Annotated in this window: 16 protein-coding genes; all 16 read right to left on the bottom strand. The window is 52.2% G+C overall.

Features of this window, described 5'->3' with window-relative positions; genetic code table 11:
• Positions 1–25: 25 nt before the first annotated feature.
• The gene (locus OCV63_RS12935) at positions 26–3,787 is read right to left on the bottom strand and encodes a UvrD-helicase domain-containing protein (RefSeq protein WP_158364498.1); all 3,762 of its coding nucleotides are present in this window, start codon (positions 3,785–3,787) and stop codon (positions 26–28) included.
• Positions 3,784–7,272, bottom strand: a complete 3,489-nt coding sequence (locus OCV63_RS12930) for a PD-(D/E)XK nuclease family protein (RefSeq protein ID WP_158364496.1) — start codon at positions 7,270–7,272, stop codon at positions 3,784–3,786. The genes OCV63_RS12935 and OCV63_RS12930 overlap by 4 nt, the downstream gene beginning before the upstream one ends.
• Positions 7,273–8,255: 983 nt before the next feature.
• Positions 8,256–8,903 carry a phosphate signaling complex protein PhoU gene (gene phoU, locus OCV63_RS12925; protein WP_158364494.1) on the bottom strand — a complete coding sequence of 216 codons (648 nt, stop codon included), beginning with the start codon at positions 8,901–8,903 and terminating at the stop codon, positions 8,256–8,258.
• A gap of 4 nt (positions 8,904–8,907) precedes the next feature.
• Positions 8,908–9,657 (bottom strand): phosphate ABC transporter ATP-binding protein PstB, encoded by a 750-nt coding sequence (gene pstB / locus OCV63_RS12920; protein WP_158364492.1) that lies wholly within the window; start codon positions 9,655–9,657, stop codon positions 8,908–8,910.
• A gap of 2 nt (positions 9,658–9,659) precedes the next feature.
• On the bottom strand, positions 9,660–10,532 hold the full coding sequence (pstA, locus tag OCV63_RS12915) for a phosphate ABC transporter permease PstA (RefSeq protein WP_158364490.1): 873 nt from the start codon (positions 10,530–10,532) through the stop codon (positions 9,660–9,662).
• Positions 10,519–11,394, bottom strand: coding sequence for a phosphate ABC transporter permease subunit PstC (pstC, locus tag OCV63_RS12910; protein WP_158364488.1), 876 nt, complete (start codon positions 11,392–11,394; stop codon positions 10,519–10,521). Before pstC ends, pstA begins: the two co-directional genes overlap by 14 nt.
• A gap of 19 nt (positions 11,395–11,413) precedes the next feature.
• Positions 11,414–12,340, bottom strand: coding sequence for a substrate-binding domain-containing protein (locus OCV63_RS12905; protein ID WP_262670861.1), 927 nt, complete (start codon positions 12,338–12,340; stop codon positions 11,414–11,416).
• Positions 12,341–12,723: 383 nt separating this feature from the next.
• On the bottom strand, positions 12,724–13,422 hold the full coding sequence (locus OCV63_RS12900) for a response regulator transcription factor (RefSeq protein WP_158364485.1): 699 nt from the start codon (positions 13,420–13,422) through the stop codon (positions 12,724–12,726).
• A 50-nt stretch (positions 13,423–13,472) separates the two neighbouring features.
• Positions 13,473–14,720 carry a sensor histidine kinase gene (locus OCV63_RS12895; RefSeq protein WP_158364483.1) on the bottom strand — a complete coding sequence of 416 codons (1,248 nt, stop codon included), beginning with the start codon at positions 14,718–14,720 and terminating at the stop codon, positions 13,473–13,475.
• 2 nt (positions 14,721–14,722) lie between these two features.
• Positions 14,723–16,375: a Na/Pi cotransporter family protein gene (locus tag OCV63_RS12890; RefSeq protein ID WP_158364481.1), complete on the bottom strand. Its 1,653-nt coding sequence runs from the start codon at positions 16,373–16,375 to the stop codon at positions 14,723–14,725.
• Positions 16,376–16,501: 126 nt separating this feature from the next.
• Positions 16,502–16,801 (bottom strand): MGMT family protein, encoded by a 300-nt coding sequence (locus OCV63_RS12885; RefSeq protein ID WP_158364479.1) that lies wholly within the window; start codon positions 16,799–16,801, stop codon positions 16,502–16,504.
• A 177-nt stretch (positions 16,802–16,978) separates the two neighbouring features.
• A complete protein-coding gene (locus OCV63_RS12880; protein ID WP_158364477.1) occupies positions 16,979–18,724 on the bottom strand; it encodes an ammonium transporter in 1,746 nt (581 codons plus the stop codon).
• Positions 18,725–19,200: 476 nt separating this feature from the next.
• The gene (locus OCV63_RS12875; protein ID WP_158364475.1) at positions 19,201–20,664 is read right to left on the bottom strand and encodes a DUF2142 domain-containing protein; all 1,464 of its coding nucleotides are present in this window, start codon (positions 20,662–20,664) and stop codon (positions 19,201–19,203) included.
• 803 nt (positions 20,665–21,467) lie between these two features.
• Positions 21,468–22,403: an ROK family glucokinase gene (locus OCV63_RS12870; protein WP_158364471.1), complete on the bottom strand. Its 936-nt coding sequence runs from the start codon at positions 22,401–22,403 to the stop codon at positions 21,468–21,470.
• A gap of 24 nt (positions 22,404–22,427) precedes the next feature.
• Entirely contained in the window at positions 22,428–23,363 is a 936-nt protein-coding gene (gene hprK, locus OCV63_RS12865; RefSeq protein WP_331485555.1) for an HPr(Ser) kinase/phosphatase, read from the bottom strand.
• A 111-nt stretch (positions 23,364–23,474) separates the two neighbouring features.
• Positions 23,475–25,334, bottom strand: coding sequence for an excinuclease ABC subunit UvrC (uvrC, locus tag OCV63_RS12860; protein WP_158364470.1), 1,860 nt, complete (start codon positions 25,332–25,334; stop codon positions 23,475–23,477).
• Positions 25,335–25,430: the final 96 nt, after the last annotated feature.

Here is a 25,430-nt window from a genome sequence, read left to right as displayed (position 1 = left end):
TATAGAACACCCGCTTACGGTTCTTTTACTCTACTTGAATCTCTTCTTTCAGGCAGAAGGAATAGATGATCTTTTCCTTCACCCGTTTTCCGGTGAGCCGTTCCAGGGTCAGCTCATAATAATCCAGCTGCTTCCTGTACTTTTTCAGAAGTTCTCCACCGTCCTTCACGAAATCGGTCTTGTAATCCACAACCACGATCTCGTTTTCCCCATGTTCATTCTCCTCATAAAACCAGGCGTCGATGATTCCCTGAATCAATACCGGCTCGTCGCTTCCGCAGCCAATCTCCAGCTCCCTGGCAGCCATCTGAATCACAAAGGGCTGTTCTGTATGGAATTCCTTTCGGTCCCGGGCCGCGCTCATGCGTTTCGCCAACGGCGTCTGGGCGAAGGCATAGATATCGTAGGGGCGCACCACATCCGCCTGCTCCCGGGTCATACGTCCTTCCTCCACCAACTGCTCCAGTCCTTCCTTCACCTTTTCCGAATGGTACAGTCCCCTGAAATCCAGACATTCCAGCGCCCGGTGATAAGCCGTACCTCTGGCTGCTCCGCTGACCGGCTCTTTGTCTGACATAAACCGCGGAATATAAGGCACAATTTCTTCCGCCGGATAGAGCAGGGTATCCTCATCTTCCTCCTCGGTCTGTCCCATTTTCTTCAGCTCGGATACGCTGAATTTACCACGCAGAGAAATGTCATCCTGCCACGGATAGACATAGGACAGCTGCTCCTCCAGAATCTTCGCATACGCTTCGTCTGTTCCCGGAAGCTCCTCCGGCCGCAGGAAGGCCTCCCGCTGTTCCTCCTGCAAAATCTGCCGGGTCAGTGCTTCTTCAGTCTGTCCTTCCAGCGCCACTTCTTCTACTGCAAAGGGACTGTCTTCCGATCCTGCTGCCGCCGGAAGCACCCAGTCCAGATAGGTTCCCGCCGTGGAAATCGTCCGGAAGGACAGGCTTTTCTGCTTTTTCTCCTCCAGCTTTGCCGCGCTTCCCAGGAGAATCAGCTTTTCCTTCGCTCTGGTAAATGCCACATAGAGAACCCGCAGCTCCTCGCCCAGCATCTCCAGATCCAGGGCCTTTTGCAGAACCCGCTTGGGAAGCGAAGCGGTACGGGTACGCATCGCCGCGTCCACCCAGTCTACGCCCACGCCCAGCTCCGGGTGAATCACCACCCGGCTCCGAATGTCCTGGCGGTTGAAGCTTTTGCCCAGGCCGGCCACAATGACGATGGGGAATTCCAGGCCCTTGCTCTTGTGGATAGTCATGATGCGTACCGCATCCTCATTTTCACCCAGAATGCCTGCCTCACCGAAATCTTCGTTATAGCTCTGCAGCTGCTCCATATACCTTACAAAATGGAACAGTCCCCGGTAGCTGGTCTTTTCAAAGGCGATGGCCCGCTCAATGAGCATCCGCACATTGGCCTCCCGCTGGGCCCCCGCCGGCTCCGCCGCCAGGTAATCTCCGTATCCGGTAGTTTCCAGAAGCTCCTCGATGAGCTCGTGGATGGGAAGAAATTCGGCGCGCTGGCGGTAGATGCGGAGGTTATGGAAGAAAGTCTGAAGTTTCTCCTGGATTTGTACTTCTATTGTGCACTCCGCATCCTTCCCTTTTACATTTTCCTTCTCTTTCTTTTCTGCATACTTTCTACACGCCTCATGAAACTTCACATCCGGATACGCGCTCTTGATCTTTGCCAGCTCCACATCCGTAAAGCCGCCAATCATGGATTTCAGCACCGCAGCCAGCGGGATATCCTGTCTGGGATTATCCACGATGCGAAGAAGATTCAACAGAGTCTGAATCTCTATCGTGGTAAAATAGCCTGTCCGGGATTCTGTATGGGCCGGAATCCCCGCCGCGTTCAACACCCGGGCATAGACGTCTCCCCAGCCCGTCAGACTGCGGAGCAGAATCACGATATCCCCATAGTGCACCGGCCGGAAATCGCCTGCGTCCCGATCCCAGACCTTTCCTTCGCCCATGATCCGGCGGATGCAATCGGCTGCCGCATGAGCCTCCATCTCCCGGTCCGTCAGTTCCGCCTGGTCGGTGTCTTCTGCCTCGGGCAGGGCATCCTTATTTTTCTCTAACAATAAAAGTTCTGGTCTGTTAATTTGAGATTTTCTCTCATTTTCCAGCGAAGTTTCGCTTATATTCTCTCGTTCAATATCATTTCCCCGAATACATTTTTCTGAGGCTGTCTCTATATCCGGCTCCGGCATCTGCGCTCCCAGATACAGCGCCGCCGCGCTGTCATAGGTAATGCCGCCCACAGCTTCCGTCATCAGCTTCTCAAAGACATAGTTCGTCCCGTCCAGCACCTCTTTCCGGCTTCGGAAATTCTTATGCAGATCGATCCGGATCTCCGTCCCCTCGTCTGTCTGGGGATAGGTGTGATATTTCTCCATAAAAAGCTCCGGCCGAGCCAGGCGGAAACGGTAGATGCTCTGCTTCACGTCCCCCACCATGAACACATTGGGGACTCCCTGCCCGCGGCTTACGCTGTTCAGAATAATCTCCTGAATCAGGTTACTGTCCTGATATTCGTCGATCATAATCTGTGCGTACCGGGCGGACAGCTCCCGCGCCGCGTCCGTGGGCACAATCTTAAGCCCGCCATCCTCTCCGGTCTCCACATCTTCCACCAGAATCTCCAGTGCCAGATGCTCCAGATCCGGAAAATCCGCCAGATTTTTCAGCCGCTTCTTCTCCTGATACCGATCCGCGAATTCCGCCGTCAGAGAAAGCAGTACCTCCGTGGTCGGCGCGGCTTTCCGAATGACCTCCTGCACGCCCGCCAAAGGCAGGTTAAAAAACTTCTCCTTCAGATCCTTCAGGCTCTTTTTCATGCCCTCCCGGAAGGCTTTGATCTGGTTCTTCCGCTCTTCCTCCACATTCGGATCCTTCTTCGCGGAAAGCCGCGCGAAGGAAAGGCTCTCCAGCCGCTCCCGGATCTCCTCATAGCCCCGGCAGGCTTTCAGCTCCTGCACCTGAATCAAATCCGCCTGCACCGCATCCTCATACAGATACGGCCCGCCCGGCAGCCTACAGATCCCGATCATCCGATACAGCTCCTGCTCCAGATCCGCAAATGTCTGGTTGACATAATCCAGCAAATAACGCATCCAAGGGCTGTCTTCCAGCGCGTTCTCTGTCTGCGCCCGATAGGGCTCCATGCACTCCGTCAGCCAGCGCTTTGGGTAGGGATAGCTGACCGCAAACTCGTAGAGCTGCAAAATCAGATTTTCAATGCCCACATCGCTCTTTCCGGTGGCATAAGCTTCCACGAACTCTATAAACCTGGCCCGCTCCTCCGGATCCTCCGCGGCGTAACGCTCCTCCAAAAGCTCCCTCACCACATCGCCTTTCAGTAGCTTCAACTCACCCTCGTCTCCGATACGAAAGGCCGGATCCAGATCAATCTGATGAAAATAATTTCGAATCACATACTGACAAAAGCTGTCGATGGTCGTAATCTGGGCGCTGTGAATCAGTGTCTGCTGCTTCTGCAGATGCTCATTTTCCGGTTCCGCCTCCAGGCGCTTCTCCAGAGCCAGACCCACCCGTTCCCGCATCTCCGCGGCAGCCGCTTTCGTAAAGGTCACCACAAGAAGCCGGTCCACATCCAGGGGCGACTCATTTTCCCCCTCGCCGCAGACCAGAGAAAGAATCCGCTCCACCAGAACCGCCGTCTTACCGGAACCGGCTGCAGCCGAGACCAGCACATTTTTATCTCTCACATCGATGACTTTTTTCTGTTCCTCGGTCCATCTGACGCTCACTGTTCTTCCTCCTCTATCTGCTTCCAGATCTCATCATCCCCAAAGATGGGAAGTCTCCGCCTGTGAAAACCCCCGGTCTTGCTGTCCAGCCCGCAGACGCCACTGTAGGCACAATAATCGCAGGCTGTCCTGCCCTTCAGCTCATAGGGGTTCACATCCATCCGGCCATCCAGCACCTCCGAACCAATCTTCTGGATCTTTCGGTTGACATAACGCGAAAGTGCCGCAAACTGACCGCTGCTGGCCACTGAGGAACCGGCCCGCAGGGAACCGTCCTTATTATAGGCAATGGGCAATACCTGGGAACGCCCCGGCATGGACTGATCAAGACGCTGAATAATCTCCGGATCCGCATTAATCAGCCCGTTTGGCTTCAGCTTCTCCAGCACCCGGGCTGTCACGTCCGCTTCCTCCCCGTCTGTATCCAGCACCGGATCCTGGAGCTGATAATACAGAACGCCCGCCGGAAGTACCTCCTTATCGGGATGCTCCTTCTTCATCAGCTCTATGGCCGCATTCAGATAAATCACCAGCTGAAGCTGCAGTCCGTGGTACAGGGACAGAAGCTGGAAAGACGTATTGCCGGACTTATAGTCGATGACCTTCACATATACATGCTCCCCGTCCTCACAGGTATCCACCCGGTCGATCCGCCCCCGGAGCTTCAGCCGCTCTTCGGGCGACAGTTCGATATTGATGGATTCCAGATCAGACACGCTGGAAAATGAGATCTCATAATTTTCCGGCGTAAACAGGCCTTTCCGAATCTGCTCTCCCAACGCCCAGACTGTCCGCTTCAGAATCCGGGCCATCCGGCGAATCATATAGTTGTTGCGGGCTGTGCTGTTCAGCACCGTATTGCCATAATCTACGGTCAGAGAGGCCAGGCACTCCTCTACCCATTCATCCGCCACCTCCTGGGGCAGGGTCCTCCAGGTATAGTCGCTGGCGTCCAGCTTCTTCGAAAAAGCCTCCAGGGTCTCATGAAAAATATTTCCCATATCCACCGGCGCAAACTCATACTGCTCCCGCTCGGATAGCTTCAATCCATACATGAGAAAATGGGCGTAAGCGCAGGCTGCATACTGCTCGAGCCTGGTCACGCTGTTCTCCAACACGGTTCCGTACAGGGCATGGGCCACGGCCTTGCCAAGTTTCGTGTCCTGATGGGCCAAAAAGGCTCCGTTCAGAAGCTGGGTCAGCTTTTCCTCGTACCGCTCCTGCTTCGCGTACCACCGGTATAGCTCATAAAACTGCGCACTGCCCCGGCCCTCCCGGTATTCCTTCAGGCCCTCTATGAGCAGCCTCACGCCCTCCCGCTCGGTCCGGGGAAGTCCATTTTCCCGCCGCACCGTCTCCTGCCGCAGCTCCAGTTCCGGAAAAAGCCGCTTCATCACATTCATCAGATAGGACGCACGCAGGGCCTTGCCGCCGCTGTCCAGCAGCGTACAGGAGAGATACAGCTCGTCCGAGGGCTTCGTCAGGTTCAGATACAGATAGAACCGCTGGATATAGCCCTGCTCCCGGGCCGTTGGGGCCAGTTCCATGCCGGACACCCGCAGCTGTTCCCGCTCCATATCCGATAAAAGCCCCGCCCGGGAGCTGTTCTTCGGCACGCTGCCCTCATTGACGCCCAGGAAAAAGAGGATCTTCACGTCCTTCAGACGGGTACGCTCCATATCTCCGGCCATGACCTGATCGACTCCGGGCGGAATGACGCCGACCCTGGCTTCCGCGAAGCCGGCCTCCAGAATCTCCGTGTATTCCCGGATGGTCAGCTTCTCGTCACCCATCAAATCCACCAGCTTATCCAGCAGATCCATCAGAATTCCGTATATCTGATGGTACTCCTTGGCCAGCACCTGGTTATTCTCCCGTTTAAAACGTTCCTCAAAGACCGCCAGTCTGCTCTGGATCCCTTTTTGGGTGATCAGCTCATAGAGCGCCATCGTCCTGGTCCGGACGTCCACCGCCTTTTTCCGCTGTATTTTCACAAAGGGAAGCAAATCCTCCGCCACCCGGGTCCGGTAACTGTCAATCTGCTCCAATTCTTCTTCGGTTAGTCCTTTATAACTACGAATAAAGCGCTCTTCCCAGCGCTTCGCGCCGCGAATGCCCAGAGCCAGCACATAATTTTCCAGCAGATCCGTCTCTTCCGGTTCCATGCCGGACAGGCCGCTCCGCAGATACCGGAATACGGATTCGTAGGAGAAATCCTGCTCTGCAATCTCCAGCAGCGCACGGATGAACTCCACAAAGGGATTTTTCAGGATGCTGCGCTTATTGTCCAGGAAGCAGGGGATCTCATAGTCCGCCAATACCCTCTCCAGCACCGGGCTGTAGCTCTCCATGTCGCCTGTAATCAGGGCAAAATCCCGGTAGTGATAGTGTTTCTCGCGAATCAGCTCCCGGATCCGGCCTGCAGCCCAGGCGACCTCTTCCTCCGGATTTTTTAAAACATGAAGGCTGATCTGCCCTTTCATTTGTCCGCTTTCCAAGATACCTTCTTCAACAAATCGTACTTTTTCTGAATTCTGCTGTGGCTTGCATTCTTTTTTATCACCATCATTCTGCGGATACTGCTGCCACCGCAGCCGGAACAGATTCTGCTCAAGCCACTGGAGCTCGCCGCCTGCCGCGAACCGGCTCTTCTCCCCGGGATGAACCCAGACAGGCTCTTCTTCCTTTACGTCCACTTCCTGTGCCAGCCGTTTCAATCCCGCCACAGTCTTCTTACTCAGGTAAAAAAGCTGGTGCTCACCCTCCACATGATAGGGGTTCTCCCGCTCGTCGATGGTCACGGTCACCATTACCTTTTTTGCGTACTGCATCAGCTTCTGCATCAGCTTATTCTGGATCGGCGTAAAACCCGTAAAGCCGTCCAGCACAATGACGCTCTCCCGGATCATCTGCGACCGCTCCGCCACCCGGCAGAGCACCTCCAGCAGCTCCTCTGCCGTGATATACTGATCCGCCAGATAGGCATGGAACGCCTTGTAAAGCACCTGCACGTCGCATAATTTATAATATAAATGAGGTTTTTCCTTACTCTTCTCCAGAAAATCTGCCAGGGCTTCCTCGGTCACCGCATACTGGGTCAGCTCGGAAATCAGCGACTTGATCTCGCTGATGTAGCCCATTTTCTTCAGATTCCCACCGAGAACCCTTAGCTCCCCCTTTTTCTCCTGGGCGAGCTTCCGAAGCACCAGGTTCTTTCCGGTTTCCTCCAGCACCTTTCCCACCTGGGTTCCGGTCTCCTCGAATACCCGGTAGGCCAGCCGCTGAAAACTTAAGATATCAATATTCAGGATACCGCCGTCCGGATGCAGCCGCACCAGCTCCTTCTGGGTCTGCATGGTAAACTGCTCCGGCACAATCACCAGATAACTCTGCTCCGGGTGCCGGATGGAATCCTCGATCACGCTCCGAAATAAAGTATAAGATTTTCCTGCGCCGGAATTACCGAAAATGAATTGCAGGGACATGGGGACACTCCTTCTCAACTTCTTTTCCTGTATTATCTCATGAATCTACGATTCATGAGCAACATTCGTCGTTCGTCAATCATACAAGTATGTTGACTCTCTTGCGCTCATTATATCATATCATATATTCTTTGCGAAAGCAAACATTTGTTCGATTTATTTTTGAACAAAATAATTCAGCGGGCATCAACTCTACTTACATTGATACCCGCTGCTAAACTATGCTGTCCATTGGACTAATACCTCATTTCTTTATTCTGTTTTCAGTTTCTTTTTATTTTAAAGTCTCATTGACTTTTTCCGTTCGATTTCTTCTGTCTTCGGTTTTTGTTTTTCGATCTTCTGTAAAGTTCATTTGTACCGGTTTGCCTTTTCTTCCTTCTTTCTCATCCGGCTTTTTCTTCTTTTTTACCGATTCTCATCGAACGATTGATTTACGGTTACCTTTTTCCTGCCTTCCGTAATTCTGCTTTTGATTAAGATTGACATCTTTCTGAAAGCTTTCTTAGGAAGTCCCTCTTAAGTCTTCGGCGGTCCGTACCTCTCTTTTCTCAGATTATGGGGTGGTTCGTTAAGTTCCTGTTGGACTGTACCTCCTTTTCTTAGATTACTCGTTCTCTATGTTAAATATAACTGGGTTATATTTAAGAAGATAGTTGAGTTGTTTTTCGCTTCCTTTCTTCTGAAGCTTTTGTTTTGTTTTTCGTGTTCCTTATCTTTAATTGTATTATAGCGGGACTTTTCCCATTTGTCAATACTTATTTTTCATTTATTTTAAGTTTTTTCTTTTATTATTGTTTTATTTGTGCAAATATTTCATTATTTTCTGATATTTCAAAGTCATTTAAAAGAACAAATGACAAGAAAGCCAGAGAGTTGCAGCTCTCTGGCTTTCATTTTGTATTCTCTCGGAATACTGCTATCATTTGCATAAGATATGCTATATCACAGCTTTCTCAGAAATTCAAGCATTCAGACGATATTTAATTCTCGTTGGACCGTTCCCCGGTTATGGAGTACTCTACCCACTCCGCGATGTTCGTGGCGTGGTCGCCGATCCGCTCATAATACTTGGTGATCATGAACAGATCTAGCACCTCCTCGCCCTTGCTGCCGCCGTCACGGATGGCGTCCAGGATTTCCCCTCTTACCTTTAAAAACAATCCGTCCACAATATCATCATCCCGGATGACCTGACGGGCCAGCTCCAAATCTTCGTCCACGTAAGCTGTGACGCTGTCTGTAACCATTTTCATGGCCGCCACACCCATCTTACAGATATGTAAAAACTGGTCGGGCAGCTTCTCGTTCATGTCGATGACGATGTCTGCGATATCTGCCGCCTGGTCGCCGATACGCTCCATATCCGTCACCATTTTCAGGGCCGCGGAAACCCGGCGGAGATCCCCCGCCACCGGCTGCTGATGGAGAATCAGTTTCATACAGAGACTTTCAATGTCACGCTCCTGACGGTTGATGATGGCGTCATTCTTCATAATTTCCTCTGCCAGGTGCAGATCGCCGTCTGTCAGAGCTTTTGTAGCATTGGAAATGGCCTTTTCACACAGACCGCCCATAGCGATCATCTGTGTATGCAGCTCATTCAGCTGTTCTTCATAAAAATCTCTCATAGCATCAACCAAACCTTCCTGAAATATAATTTTCGGTACGGGTATCCTTCGGCATGGAGAAGATCTGATCCGTGTTGCCGTACTCGATAACCTCACCCAGCAGGAAAAATGCGGTCTTGTCAGAGATACGCGCCGCCTGCTGCATGTTGTGGGTTACCATCACAATCGTAAAGCTCTTCTTCAGTTCCATACACAGGTCCTCAATCTTGGAGGTGGAAATCGGATCCAGCGCGGAGGTCGGCTCGTCCATCAGCAGAATCTCCGGCTTCACGGCCAGAGCCCTGGCGATACAGAGACGCTGCTGCTGTCCGCCGGACATACCCAGGGCGCTCTTTTTCAGACGATCCTTGGTCTCGTCCCAGATCGCCGCGTTCCGTAGGGATTCCTCTACGATTTCGTCCAGCTTCGCTTTATTCCGGATTCCGTGGGTCCGGGGACCATAGGCAATATTGTCGTAGATACTCATGGGAAATGGATTCGGCTTCTGGAATACCATGCCCACTCTCCGGCGCAGGTCATTCACGTCCATTCCCTTGTAGATGTCCTGTCCGTTTAAGGTTACCTTTCCGGTAATCTTACAGCCGGCCACCATATCATTCATACGGTTCAGGGATTTGAGGAAGGTGGATTTGCCGCAGCCGGACGGGCCGATAAACGCGGTAATCTCATTTTTCTCAATCTCCATATTTACATTTTTGAGCGCCTGGAAATCCCCGTAGAACAGATCCAGATGTTCAATCTTCATAATACCCATTTCTATTCTCCTGTCTTCTTCGCCAGCTTCTTTGCAATAAAGCCCGAAAACGCGTTAATTCCGATGACAATTACCAGCAGCACTACGGCTGTGGCAGAGGCTTGATCCACATGAAGGGCCTCGCTGGTCAGCACGTACATATGTAAAGCCAGGGTCCGGCCGGATTCCATGGCTCCCGCATACTTGGCCACCGTTCCGGAGGTGTACATCAGCGCCGCCGTCTCGCCCACGATACGGCCGATTCCCAGGATCACACCTGCCAGGATACCCGGAATCGCGCTAGGTAGTACCACCTGAAAGACGGTCCGGAGCTTTCCGGCTCCCAGTCCGAAGCTTCCCTCCCGATAGGAATCCGGTACGGAAATCAACGCTTCCTCCGTGGTCCGCATAATCAGCGGAAGAATCATAATCGCTAGGGTGAAGGCGCCTGCCAGCATGGAGTAGCTCCATTTCAGCTTTGTTACGAAAAACAGCATACCAAACAGGCCATAGACGATAGAGGGAATACCCGACAGCGTCTCCGCCGTTACCCGCACCACGCCTACGAATTTATTTCCCTTTTTCGCGTATTCCACCAGATAAATGGCAGAAAAGATACCCACAGGAACCGCCAGAATCAGCGCCAGGAAAATCATTTCGATGGTGTTGAACAGCGCCGGCATCAGGGAAACGTTATCCGAGGTATAATGCAGGGAGAACAGCTCCGGCGTCAGATAGGGTACGCCCCGGATCAGAATGTAGGCGATCAGGAAAATCAGTACGGCAAAAGTTACGCATGCTGCCAGCACCACCAGCAGGAACAGAATCAGGGAACCCGGATGCTTTTGCAGGGCATGGAGCTTATCGCCTGCCGTCTGCTTGTTAATTGCTTCCATTTCCGCCCCTCCTTAACAGTGATACGCTTAAATTGATAATCAGAATAAATACAAAGAGTACAACCGCCGTGGCAATCAAAGCTTCCCGGTGCAGGTCTGTGGCGTAGCCCATCTCAATGACGATATTTGCCGTCATGGTACGGACGCCCTTAAACAGACTTTCCGGCATCTTAGTCTGATTTCCGGCTACCATGATAACCGCCATGGTCTCGCCGATGGCGCGGCCGATTCCCAGTACAATTCCGGTCAGCACGCCGGATTTTGCCGCCGGGACGATAACCGTAAATACGCTCCGCTCCTTGGTTGCTCCCAGTGCCAGCGCTCCCTCATGGTACATGGCCGGTACGCTCCGAAGAGCCGTTTCCGTGGTTCCGATGATAGTTGGCAGAATCATGATACCCAGAAGAATGCACGCAGTCAGCATGACATTTCCCTTGCAATGGGGAATCTGCCGGAGCAGGGGAACCAGAACCATCATGCCGAAGAAACCATATACGACCGACGGGATTCCTGCCAGCAGCTCAGTGGCTGCCTTCAGGGGACGGTAGATTTTCTTTGGGCAATAGTACGCCATGAAAATCGAGGTCAGGATTCCGATGGGAACTCCGATGAGAATTGCTCCCGCTGTCACGTAGATACTGCCCAGGATAAAGGGCAGAATTCCGAAAATGTTGTTGCCCGGCTTCCATCTGGTTCCCAGCAGGAACTCCATCGGTCCGATTTTTCCGATGGCCGGAAGTCCGTTGGCAAACAGAAATACACAAATGAGTATTACTGCCAGAATAGAGGTGCAGGCGGCTATGAAGAACACCGCCTGCATAAATACTTCCTTGATACGCGCTTTCCAAGCCGCCTGTTTCATATCATTTGCCCTCTTTTGCTTACTCTACCTCGCTCCAGGAAGTAGTCTCGCCTACGTAAATGCTCTTTACCTGGTCTTTAGTCAGGTTGTCGATGGGATTGTTGTTATTTACAACTACCGCGATACCATCCTGTGCGATAACCGTTGCAGTAAGTTCTGCCGCCTCTGTGTCCTTCAGCTCTCTGGAAGCCATTCCGATGTCGCATACGCCGTCGATAGCGGAGGTCATACCTGTAGTAGAATCACTGGTCTGAATCTCAATCTTTACGTTGCCATTCAGCTTCATATAAGCCTCTGCCAGCTTCTCCATCACCGGAGATACGGAGGAAGAACCTGCTACTGTCACGCTGCCGCTTGCCTGGCCGCCTGCGAATGCCGGAGCCGCGTCGTCGATGGTGATGTATCCCTCATCGCTTACAATCTGCTGTCCCTCTGCGCTCAGGATATAATCGATGAAATCCTGCGCAGCCTCGCTTACCTCGCCCTTGGTTGCGATGTTGAAGGGTCTGTATACCTTGTAGCTGTCGCTCTTGATATTTTCTACGGTCGGCTCTACGCCGTCAATCTTCAGCGCCTTTACGGTATCGTTCAGGGAACCTAAGGATACGTATCCGATTGCGTAATCATCGCCTGCCACACCGGTCATCATAACGGAAGTATTGTTGGTGATGGTGGCGTCCTCGGTGGTGTTGTCAATCTTTTCTCCGTTGGCGTCCTTCTCTTCTACACCGAACAGCTCGATGAATGCGCCTCTGGTTCCGGAACCGTCCTCACGGGAATATACAGAGATATCCTCTTCGGTGTCAAAATCTGCTGTTGCTGTATCTGCCGCTGCAGCAGTATCCGCAGCTGCTGTGGTATCTGCGGTCTCAGAGCTTCCGCAGCCTGCCAGCATTGCTGCTGTAAGTGCCATGGTCATCAATAAGCTAACTGTTTTCTTTTTCATAATGTTTTCTCCTTTTCGCCGGGTGAACGTTTCCGGCCTCTTCTCTCTTTTCTTCTCCAGGGCGTTTGGTTTCTCTTGTCCGCCCTGTGATTTATATCTTAGTCTGCCAATGTAAAGGGTAAAAGCCAGGTTTCGTAAAGCTCATGTAAAGTGCCGGTAAGGCTTTTGTGTAAGAAAGAATGTGCCGTTGGCACATTCTCGCGCCGAGGCGCGGTTGCATCAGCAACCATCTACCACTGCGCCGAGTGCGCATCTTTGCAAGCTCCGCTTGCTTTTATGCAATAGGGGATTCCATAGGAATTTCCTATTGCATAAAAAAAGAATCCTGCCAAACAGGATTCTAAGCAGGATTCTTCAGACCGAAGAGCTTATGAAATTATCATTCAGACAAATTTGTAACCCATGCCGCGCACGGTCTGAATATACTGGGGGTGATCCGGATCCTTTTCGATCTTCTTGCGGAGATTCCGCACATGGACGTCTACAGTCCGGGTTTCTCCGGAATATTCATACCCCCAAATCAGCTCCAGAAGCTGCTCCCGGGTAAATACCCGGTTGCGGTGGCTGGCCAGAAGGTAGAGAAGCTCAAATTCCTTCAGGGACAGGAATACCGGCTTTCCTTCCATATAAACCTCCCGGGAGGTATTGTTGATGATCAGGTCTCCCGCTGTGATCTTATCTTCCGGTTCCGACTCGATTTTTTCCAGGGAGCTTCTGCGAAGCAGGGCTTTCACCCGGGCCAGCAGCTCCCGGATACCGAAGGGCTTGCTGATATAATCGTCGGCGCCCATCTCCAGTCCCAGGACCTTGTCAATTTCCTCGCCCTTGGCGGTCAGCATAATCACCGGCATAGCGGACAGGTTTTTGTCTGCCCGCAGGCTTTTCAGCACCTCAATCCCGTCTATGCCGGGCAGCATATAATCCAGCAGCACCAGATCCACCTGCATGGTTTTGAGAATCGCCAATCCCTTTTCTCCGGTCTCAGCCCGCAGAACTTCGTATCCATTTTTTTCCAGATTGTACTCCAACAGATCTAAGATATGTTCCTCATCGTCTATGGTTAATATGACTTTTTTTGCCATGATATCTCCTCTGCAATGCTTCCGTGTCTGCAAATATTTCTATACGCTTTTTAATACGGCAGCTTCACTGTAAATTCCGTACCTACGCCCGGTTTACTGGTTACATGAACGGTTCCGTGATACAACTCCACGATATGCTTCACAATGGACAGTCCCAGTCCGGTACCGCCCTGGGCCTTGGATCGTCCCTTATCTACCCGGTAGAAGCGTTCGAAAATCCGCTCCAGCTGCTCCTCCTCCATTCCGATACCCGTATCCGAGATTTCCAGCACCAGTTCATTTCCCATGGTACGGCACCTGACGGTAACGGCGCCGAATTCCGTAGCCTTCAGACCGTTGTCCACCAGATTGATCAGCAGCTGCTTGATCCGATCCCGGTTGCAGTTATAGGGCTTCAACGTCGGATCCGGCTGGAAAATCAGGCGGACATGCTCCTTGACCTTGGGCTGCAAAAGCTCCACCACCTCGGCGATCACTGCGTTGACGTCGCAGGGCTCCCGGTTGGTGTCCTGCTTGCTCTCAATCTCGGACAACAGCAGAGTATCGCTGATGAGATGGCTCAGCCGCTCCGTCTCAATGTCAATGATATCCAAAAATCTGTGGGCCATCTTCGGATCCTCAATGGCTCCGTCCTTCAGGGTTTCCACAAAGCCCCGGATAGAGGTCAGCGGTGTCTTCAGCTCATGGGTGACGTTGGACACGAATTCCCGCCGCATATTTTCCACCTTCTTCATGGCCTGCACATATTTTCGGAAATAAGCGCCCAGGAAAAATACCACAACCAGAAGCACCAGGGTTACCAGAATCGTGGAGCGGACAAATTCATTATCCATATTTTTCAGTTCACTTAAAGGCAGGGCCACACGCATGACGCCATGGAAGTCGCCGCTGTCCACCGGGACTGCGCAGTAGCAGTAGTCCACGTCAAAGGTATCTGATTTCCGGATCAGACTGTTGCTCTCCCCCTCCAGGGCCTTCTGCACCTCTTCCCGGTTCAGATGATTGCTCATCAAATCGCTGGCGCCCTGGGACTCTCCCAGCACGTTACCCTCGGAATCTATAATGGTGATCCGGATATTGTAGGTTTTCGCGTAATTCTCCGCAAACTGCTCATAGCCGTTTTCCCCGGCCACATCCTCTGCCTGGAACAAATCCCGCAGCATTTCTGCCTGAGTCAGATAGCTTTTCTCGCTCTGATGCTCCAGATAGCTGAAGCCGTTTGTCCAAAATGCGTATTCAAACGCGACTAACGCAATCATTGCCGCAATAATATAGCCTACCAGAACCTTCTTTTTCACGTTTATCCCTCTTTCTCGTCTGCCACGTAGCCTACCACGTTGTTTGCATGATCCGAAATCCGTTCAATATTGCTGAGCATATCCAGGAAAATGACGCCCCGGGCCGCGGAACATTCATTGTGCGCCAGCCTGTTAATATGCTGGGTTCTGAGATCCTCCTCCAGATCATCGATCTCGTCCTCAATCTGAACCACCTGCTGCACGTAGGCCATTTTCTCAGTCTCACGGGCCAGCACCGCCGCCTTCACCGCGTCCACGGTCAGTCCGGCGATTTCCTCGAAGCCCTGCATGGCTTCCATGGAAAAATGCAGCCCTTCGCTAATCATGGTCTGGGTCAGCTCCGCCAGGTTATCACAGTGGTCGCTGATGCGTTCCAGATCGCTGACGGTGTAGAACAGATCATTGATGATCAGACGCTGATGATCCGTCAGGGAACCCTTGCTGATTTCCGCCAGATATTCTGTCATCTTTTTCTCGTACTCATTCATATTCTGCTCTAAGCGGACTGCCTTGTCAACCCGTTTCTGGCTGCCGGTCCGAATGGCGTCAAATACAAGCTCCACGTGAGCAATCGCCAGTTCGCCCATACGAACGGTTTCCTTCAGGGCGCCCTCTACCGCAAAGGACGGAGTCTCCAGAAAACGAGCCTCGATATGGGGAAGCTCGAAGACCTCCTCCGCCTGCTCCTCCTCCCCGTCGTCCTTCACAATCATTCCGGACAGCTTTACCAGAAGATTGCCGAAGGGATAAAGAAGAAGGGTATTCGTAACATTAAAGAAGGTATGGAACATGGAAATTCCCACGCTGTTAATTTCCGAAGACGCCCAGGCCTTGTTGATGGTAAAGACCACAAACATCAGAAGGCCGAATACAATTGCGCCGATGGTATTGAACATCAGATGGATGACTGCCGCGCGCTTGGCCGTCTTATGGGCTCCCAGACTGGACAGCAGCGCGGTTACACAGGTACCGATATTCTGCCCCAGGGTGATAAATACCGCCGAGCTCCAGTTGACCAGGCCGTTGGCCGCCAGCGTCTGCAGAATACCCACCGACGCGGAAGAGCTCTGAATCAGAGCCGTAACCGCCAGGCCGGCCAGCATGCCTAAGATCGGATTCCGTCCCAGTACCCGGAATGCCTCAGAGAAAATCGGCGCGTCCCGGTAAGGGGTAATCGCACCGGACATAAAATTCAGTCCGATGAACAGAACGCCGAAGCCGACCAGGATTTCGCTCACATCCACGATTTTTTCCTTCTTGGAAAACAGCATCATGAAGGCGCCGATACCAATCAGAAGCGGAGCAAAAAATTCCGGCTTCAGAAAAGCGCCCCATTCGCTCATGGACACCAGCCAGGCCGTCACTGTCGTACCGATATTGGCGCCCATGATGACGCCTACGGCCTGGGTCAGGTTCATCAGACCCGCGTTTACAAAACCGACTACCATAACTGTGGTGGCTGAGCTGCTCTGGATGATAGCGGTCACTCCGGCTCCCACCAGAATTCCCATCAGACGGTTCCTGGTCAGAAACTCCAGTAAATGTTTCATTCTGTTTCCCGCAGATTTCTGCAGTCCGTCCGCCATGACATTCATGCCGTACAGGAACATCCCCAGGCCGCCGATAAAACGAAACAGCATTTCTACATGTTGCATGTTGTACTCCCTCCTGATATTACATTCATGATAACTTTTCAAAGTTAATTTTTTCTTTTGATTCTGTTATCACCTTATCAAGGAGAGGTAAAGGACAATCGCAGGTTTTGTTAAGTTTGTGTAAAATCACGCATCCCACTGAAACCGTTTCATATCCACACACCCGTTTTTCCGGAACTCCACTCCCTCGTCCTCCAGAAGGAGTCTCTGCTCCCTCCAGCCCGGAGCTGTTCGCCCGGCGTGGTTCACCACCCGGTGGCAGGGGTACCTGCCATAATACTCAGCCATGCTTAACACCTTTCCCACTAGACGGGAATTTTTATCCCGACCGATGAGGCGGGCGATCTGGCCGTAGGAGGCGACCCGGCCCCCCGGAATCTCTTCCACTACGGACAGGATTTCGTAAATTAAGTCTTCCTTTATCATTTGGAACAGAAACCTTTCTTATATAATTGCCTATAGTATAACACAAAACCGCCCCGGACAGGCGAAGATACTTTTCAAGGCGATTTCGGCTGGCTGCGCCGATATCCGCGTGAAAAGAAGCTTCGTCCGCCGGGACGGTTCCATTGATTCTATTGGTTCTATTAATTCAGATTTCTCTTACTCTACATCCTGCAGGGCGTCCATGTCCACCTCGCCGGTGCGGACCTTGACCACCTTATCCACATTGTATACAAAAATCTTGCCGTCGCCGATGTGGCCGGTATACAGGGCCTTCTTGGCCGCCTCGATGACCGTATCCACCGGGATGCTGCCCACGATGACCTCAACCTTCACCTTCGGGAGCAGGGTCGCATCCATCTCAACGCCACGGTATTTCTCGCCCGCACCCTTCTGGATGCCGCAGCCCATGACCTGGGTCACAGTCATGCCGGTGACGCCGATGTCGTTCATGGCCTTCTTCAGCTTGTCATACCGGGACAGCTTCGCGATAATCGATACCTTGTAAATACCGGTTGCGGATACGGGAGTCTGTACCACCTTGACCGCCGCGTTCTTTTGAGCCTCGGAAGCCTCCTCATACTCGCCCACACCCAGGTTCGTATTCTCGTTGACCTCCATGGTCATGGTGTTAGAGATATCCATGATACTGAAGCCAGCGTATGCGGAAGGCAGACCATGCTCCATGGAATCCAGTCCGACGATTTCCTCTGTCTCACTGACGCGGAGTCCGAAGACAGCCTTGATAAAGAAAAATACCAGTGTCATGGTCACTGCGGTCCAGGCCAGCACTGAGAACATACCGAGAAGCTGTTTCCCAAGGAGTGTAAAGCCGCCGCCGTAGAAGAGACCTGTCAGGGTATCATTTCCCGGCGCGCTTGTAGTAGCGAAAAGACCAACTGCGATCGTTCCCCACATACCATTCATGAAATGAACGGCTACCGCGCCTACGGGATCGTCTACGCGAAGTACATAATCCAGGAACCATACGCCGAATACAACCAGGACGCCTGCTACCGTGCCGATGACGATAGCGCCAAAGCAGTCTGTCACGTCGCAGGGTGCTGTGATAGCTACCAGACCTGCCAGAGAAGCGTTCAGGCACATGGATACATCGGGCTTGCCATAGCGGATCCAGGTAAATACCATACATACGACGGTTGCCACAGCCGGAGCTACCGTAGTGGTCAGGAATACGCTTCCCAGCTGCTCTACGCTGGTGCAGGCAGCGCCGTTAAATCCATACCAGCCAAGCCACAGAATGAAGCAGCCGAGACAGCCAAGGGGCAGGTTGTGTCCGGGGAACGCATTTACCTTTGTAATCTTGCCTTCTTTATCTTTTACAAATTTTCCAATACGGGGTCCAAGGATTTTCGCACCAATCAGTGCGCTGAGGCCGCCCACCATATGGATGGCGCAGGAGCCTGCGAAATCATGGAAGCCCAACTGGGAGAGCCAGCCGCCGCCCCAGATCCAGTGTGCCTCTATCGGATATACCAGCGCAGAAATGATGCCGGAGTATACACAGTAGGACAGGAACTTGGTCCGCTCTGCCATAGCGCCGGATACGATGGTCGCTGTGGTCGCGCAGAATACCAGGTTAAATACAAAATTGGAATAATCAAAATTCTCATATGCAGTAAAAATATCAAAACCGGGCTTTCCGATGAATCCTGCCACGTCCTCGCCCAGCAGCAGCCCGAAGCCAATCAGAATAAAGACCACCGTGCCGATACAGAAGTCCATCAGGTTTTTCATCAGGATATTTCCTGTATTCTTGGCTCTGGTAAAACCGGCCTCCACCATGGCAAAGCCTGCCTGCATCCAGAATACCAACGCGGCTCCTATCAGGAACCAGACAGCGAATAACTGTCCGTCGATTGCACTTAAAATTTCCTGGGTCATAACACTTCCTCCTCTTTTTTACAGATTATCCTGAAGGGCTCCGGAGTTGTAATACATTCCCTTCCGAATGGAACTAAAAAAGGAGACCTGAACAGCGGAATTTCCGCTTTCAAATCTCCTTTGATATGAGCAATATTATAATCAAAGATTCCAGAAACTGTCAATGTTAAGATTATCTAAAATTATTTCCGTAATTTTTATAAAATTTTTAGATTTTTAACAAATTTACACACTCTCTTCTGTTTTTCGCCTGTCCCTGATCCGGATCGACGTTCATATTTTATTCATATTTCTTTTAAAAATCGTTCAATTAGTGCTCATACCCCATTCATTTTCCGCCCATATAATAACATCATAAGATAAAGAAAAACAAAGCAACACCTAATAAATGCTTATTACCTTATTTTGAATAAACTTTTTCATAATAAATGCCAGGCAGAACAGCTGCCTGGCATCCTCCCTTTTCAGGGGCTTTTTTAATTACTCATCTTCTCTTCCCAGTCATCCCCGTAGAGCTCTTCCATGGTATACACCTTCACTACCGACTTATCCTCCACATCCTTATAGGCCGGCCACATGATTTTCACCACGCAGAACAGGGCACAGCCTGCGATCCACAGGCACACCAGCGTCACCAGGACGGACAGGACCCGGCGTATCGCCTCTCCGGTCCGCTGCTCCACCCATTTTACCCAGAAAAAGAGGCCTCTGGCGATATAGTACATGAACGGGATCAGCATGGGCATGCTGTAGCGTCCCTGGGGCTGATAATCCGTGGCATAAGAATACCAGAAGTTCAGCACGTTCGGCACCAGAATCGCCACCAGCAGACCCAGATGCCAGAACATTCGCTCCGGGTTCCCGCTGCCGCCCTTCTTCCGGTCACGAAGCTTCGCCGCACATTCGAGCAGCATACCGAGGATTCCGGCGATAAACAGCAGGCCATAACCCGCATACATCCACCAGCGCAGGGCGTACCAAAGGGGACCCAGCACGCCGATGAAGCTCTTCAGCACCGACGCGGCCCAGTCGGAATGAAACAGCATATATGCCATGGAATACCCCTGGTTCTGATAATTCTGCCGGTTCGACGGCTTCAGAATATCCATGGCGTAGTGCTCCGCATATTGATCCTGGGTCTTCAGTCCCAGAATATCCCCGTCATAAAGGAAATAATTCCGCACAAACCACCAGCCCGCCAGGAGCAATACGAGCCCCAGAATCAGAAAACCCTTTTTCCAGAAGGCCTTCCAGATCTCTCTTTTCTGCGTCGCATCCACTGCCTCCCTGCTCCATTTCAGGTGGCAGCCCAGATAAATGAGCGCCGCCGTGATCAGAAAGCCGTAGGCGTTGTAATAGGACAGGACGCAGATGGCACAGGATACCGCAATCCACACACAGTTTCTGACAGAAAAATGGTCTTCCATGCCCCGTATCACAAACAAAAGAATCATAGCCGACGCCATCAGTGCCATGGAGTCACAGTTCAGATAGGTGAACAGGAAGCAGGCCTGGGGCAGGCAGACCGTAAGCAGAGTGAACAGCCACTGGATATCAGCCCGTTCAAAGAGATTTTTGGAAATGGCCCGGACAAGCCCTGCGAAAATCACGCCGCAGACCACACTCACCAGACGGCCCGCAAGGATCAGGGAAAAGGCGTCCTTCGTCCAGATCATGGCCACGCGCACAAAGACTGCCTCCACCATCTGGGGCAGAATGGGGCGGAAGCCGTAGGTAAAGCCCCAGGAATAGTCCATAATCTCCTGCTGATAGCCCGTGGGCAGCTTGCCGTATTCCACAATGTAGTCCACGATACGGGAACGCATATACTCGTCCGGTCCCTCGTTGAAGGGCAGGATCCAGGCCCAGGCCAGCCAGACCAGCAGGATAAAGGCGAAGAAGGAGAGCTCCAGCCAGTTTTCTTTCGTAAGCTTTTTCATATATTTCAATTGTCCTTTGATTCATATTTTCTTGCGTATTATTTTCATGATGCCAGGGTCAAAAGGTCTAAGCCCACATGAGCTTGCTCATAGGTGGGTGAAAGACCTTAGGACCCGCCCCGATATGAGCATAAAAGTGGGATGATAATCCCACGATATGCGAATATAGGGTAGGATTGTGGGAGTGCGTAGCACGGAGCAATCCGTAGGCATCAAGTCGGGGGCTTTTGACCCCGACATCATTTTTATTATAACAATAATACACAGGGAACACAACCGGGAAAGGCGTATCAGTTCAAAATAGAATCCTGCTCTGCAGGATTCTCCGCCTGCGGCGGGTCGCGTAAGCGACATGATTCCATTCCGCCGCAGTGCGATCCCCCGGAGGGCTTTTTGCTCTATAGGAATCATAGCTTTCACGCTTTAATGTAACACAGTGTTTCCTATAGAGCAAAAAAAAGCCGTTCCTGCAAACAGGAGCACGGCTTTTACGAACTTTTTGAACCTTATAGTTTTGTGTATTCGACTTGTCCGGCTGCGCCGGGAGAGCGCAACCGCAAGGTCGAATAAAATAAAAGGGAGAGATAGGGCCAGTTGCCCTGTAAATAGGAAAAAGGCGTTACCACGGGAATTGGTAACGCCTTTGTTATCATTCGTTTTTTATTATGTATTATCTTTTGTTGAGATGATTCTACTACGGGGCTCCGCAAAAGTCAATACTTTCTGCCGTCGAAAAATGCCGATATTTTTTCCACATTTTCTGTAAATTGCACAAATTCGGTCGAAAAACGCCTCTTTTCGTTCTAGTCCAGCATCAGCTTCGCGCAGCCGTAGATGCCTGCGTCATTGCCCAGCTCCGCCAGGGCGAAGGCGGTGTCACGGGTGGACTTATAAGCCACCGGCTGGTAGTGTTTCCGCACATAGTCCAACAGAATCGGGCCGGCCTTGGATACGCCGCCTCCGATAACGATGACCTCCGGATCGAGAATGGCGGTCATGGAGGCAACGGCCTTACCCAGGTACGCGCCAAATTCATCTGCTACCTTCTTTGCCAGGGCGTCGCCCTCTTTTACTGCGTCAAAGACTGCTTTGGCACTGATTTCGCGGTCGCGTAAAACGGAAGGTTCGTCGCTCTTCTCCAGCCACTCCCGCTCCAGGCGGGCGATACCGGTGGCCGACGCGTACTGCTCCAGGCAGCCCCTGTTGCCACAGCCGCAGCAGCTCTCTTCGCCGTCTTTCACATGGATATGGCCGATCTCGCCGCCTGCGCCATGCGCTCCCACCAGAATCTGGCCGTCGATGACGATACCGCCGCCCACGCCGGTTCCCAGGGTAATCATCAATACGTCTCGATGGCCCTTGCCGCCGCCCAGCCACATCTCGCCGAGGGCCGCCACATTGGCGTCGTTACCGGCCTTGCAAGGAAGTCCGGTGAGTTCGGAAAGCTCTCTGGTTACAGCCTTATAGCCCCAGCCCAGATTCGCTGTGTGGGGTACGCTGCCGTCTGCGGCCACCGGTCCCGGTACGTCCACGCCGATGCCTGCGATACCGTCTTTATCCAGCTTCTTCTCTTCTATCTTGTCTAACACAGCCCTTGCCATATCCGGCAGGATAGCTGCTCCCCCATTTTCTGTATGGGTCGGAATCTCCCATTTATCCAGGACAATGCCGTCTGCGTCAAAGAGCCCCAGTTTCACGGTGGTTCCGCCGATATCCGCTCCGAAACAATATTTTTTCATTTCCCATATCCCCCAATATCTTTTTTAGTTCTTTCTTGCCATGCTTTCCTGTACGCGGCGGTACAGCTCCTGGGCCGCATTGTAGCCCATCTTCTTCTGACGGTTATTGACTGCTGCAGTCTCTACGATGATGGCCAGGTTCCGGCCCGGACGGATAGGCAGGGAATGGCAGACTACCTTATTGCCCAGGAATTCTGTGTACTCCTCGGTCAGGCCCAGGCGGTCGTATTCCTTATCCTTATCCCAGTCTTCCAGCTTAATGACCATGTCGATGGCCTGCGTCTCCTTGACGCACTCCACACCGAACAGCGTCTTCACGTCCACGATACCGATGCCGCGCAGCTCGATGAAGTGCTTGGTGATCTCCGGGGAACGGCCTACCAGGGTGTCGTCGCTGACCTTATGGATCTCGACCACGTCGTCGGTAACCAGACGGTGACCCCGCTTAATCAGCTCCAGGGCCGCCTCGCTTTTTCCGATGCCGCTCTCGCCCATAATCAGAACGCCCTCGCCGTATACGTCTACCAGTACGCCGTGGATAGAGATACGGGGCGCCAGCTGCACGTTCAGCCAGCCGATGATGGCCGCCATGAAGTTGGAAGTCTTCTTATCGGAATAGAATACCGGTACGTCGTATTTGTTCGCCATTTCCAGGGCGTAGGGCTCCGGCTCGGTGCGGGAGGTGTAGACCACGCAGGGGATATTGCTGGAGAAGAAGCGCTCGTATATCGGCTTTTTCTCCTCGTCGCTTCTGCTCTGCAGGTAGGTGTACTCTACGTATCCCAGGATCTGCACACGCTCTGTGGCGAAATGCTCGAAGTAGCCGGACAGCTGGATAGCCGGACGGTTGATCTCCGGGGACGCCAGCTTTCTGCCAGTCAGGTCGATATCCGGGGTCAGGTTTTTCAGGTTCAGTTTTTCTACCATCAACAGCATGTCTACAGTTTGTATATTGCCCATGGTTGTTCCTCTCTTCCTTATTTTTCCAGTTTATTTCGTATGTGTCCTGTCTCGGACGTTATCTCTATTTTATCATACTGTTGCAGGACGGGACAAGGCATATCCTTCATCTCAATGGAAAAATTTCCATACTTTTTCCGCAGCGGCCCGGTTCATGGACGGGACGTCGGCCAGGGCGTCCACGTCGGCCTCCCGGATGGCTTCCAGCGATTGAAAATGGCGCATCAGGGCTTTCCGTCTGGCCGGGCCGATGCCTTCAATGTCGTCCAGGACGGAGTGGACCTGTTCTTTGCTTCTTAAGGATCGATGGTATTCGATGGCGAAGCGGTGGGCTTCGTCCTGGATCCGGGTAATCAGGCGGAAGCCTTCGGAGTTGCGGTCAATGGGCAGCTCTACATTACGATAATAGAGACCGCGGGTGCGGTGGTTGTCGTCTTTGACCATACCGCAGACCGGGATATCGAGGCCCAGCTCGTCCAGTACCTGTAAAGCGATATTGACCTGGCCCCGGCCGCCGTCCATCATCAGCAGATCGGGAAATTTAGTAAAGCTCCCCAGTTCCTCGGGTCGGTCCTGTTCTTTCAGTTCCCGGCTTTCTTCTATGCCGTGGGTGAAGCGGCGCGTCAGGACTTCGCGCATGCTGGCGTAGTCGTCGGGGCCTTTGACGGTGCGGATTTTAAATTTGCGGTAGTCGCTGCGTTTGGGCTTGCCATGGTCGTAGACGACCATGGAGCCGACGGATTCGAAGCCGTTGGTATTCGAGATATCGAAGGCTTCGATGCGCTGGATGCCTTGCATGCCCAGAATGTCTGCAATCTCTTTCATGGCGCCGATGGTACGGCCTTCTTCCCGCTTGATGCGCTCCCGATCCTGGCTCAGGACCAGGGCAGCGTTCTTTTTTGCCAGCTCTACCAGCTTTTCTTTTTCGCCGATTTTGGGAACACGCAGGTAAACCCGGTGGCCTTTGCGGGCGGTCAGCCACTGTTCTATGAGCTCGTGGTCTTCGACCTCGCATTCCAGCATCAGTTCCCGGGGAATATACGGGGTTCCGGCATAGAACTGTTTGATGAAGCTGCCGAGTATCGTGCTTTTTGGTTCCCCATCGTAGGTTTTCAGGTAGAAATGGTCTCTGCCGATCAGGCGGCCGTCGCGGATGAAGAATACCTGGACCACGGCGTCCCAGCCGTCAACGGACATGGCGATGATATCTTTGTCTTCCATGTCACTGTTGGTGATTTTCTGCTTCTGGGCGATCTGTTTAACGCTGTTCAGGAGGTCGCGGTATTCGATGGCTTTTTCAAATTCCATGGCGTCTGAAGCAGCCTGCATTTTTTCTTCCAGTTCTTTCAGGAGCGGGGCGTAGTTGCCGTTCAGGAAGTCTAATACTTTCCCTATGTTTTTTCTATATTCTTCCTGGGAAATGTAACCCTGGCAGGGGGCGTCGCACTGGTGGATGTGGTAGTTTAGACAGGGGCGGTCTTTACCGATATCCCGTGGCAGCACTCGGTGGCAGGTGCGGATTTTGTAGAGTTTGTGAACGAGGTCGATGGTGTCTTTGACGGCCCCTGCGCTGGTGTAAGGACCATAGTATTTGGCTTTATCTTTTTTCAGCATTCTGGAAAATAAGACACGGGGGTAGGGTTCGTTTATTGTTACCTTGATATACGGATAAGTCTTATCATCCATGAGCATGGTGTTGTATTTGGGGCGATGCTCTTTGATGAGGTTACATTCCAGAACCAGCGCTTCCAGTTCGCTGTCGGTGATAATGTATTCGAAGCGGGCAATGTGGGTGACCATTTGCTCGATTTTTGGTCCTTTGTTGCGGCTCGACTGGAAGTATTGGCGGACGCGATTTTTCAGGGAGATGGCTTTGCCGACATAGATAATCGCGTCTTTCTCATCGTGCATGAGGTAGACGCCGGGTTTGGCGGGGAGTTTTTTCAGTTCTTCTTCGATGTTGAATTGCATGGGATAGGGCTCCTTTTATACGGACGGCCTGGGCGGAAAAATACTTTTCCCCGTTCGCCCCACATCAGGGGCTCCTTAGGAAATGTATTTTTCCGC

Origin of the sequence: Laedolimicola ammoniilytica (assembly GCF_025567165.1) — a bacterium.
GTDB classification, from domain to species: Bacteria; Bacillota; Clostridia; order Lachnospirales; family Lachnospiraceae; genus Laedolimicola; species Laedolimicola ammoniilytica.
This window is presented reverse-complemented; position numbering and strand designations above follow the sequence as displayed.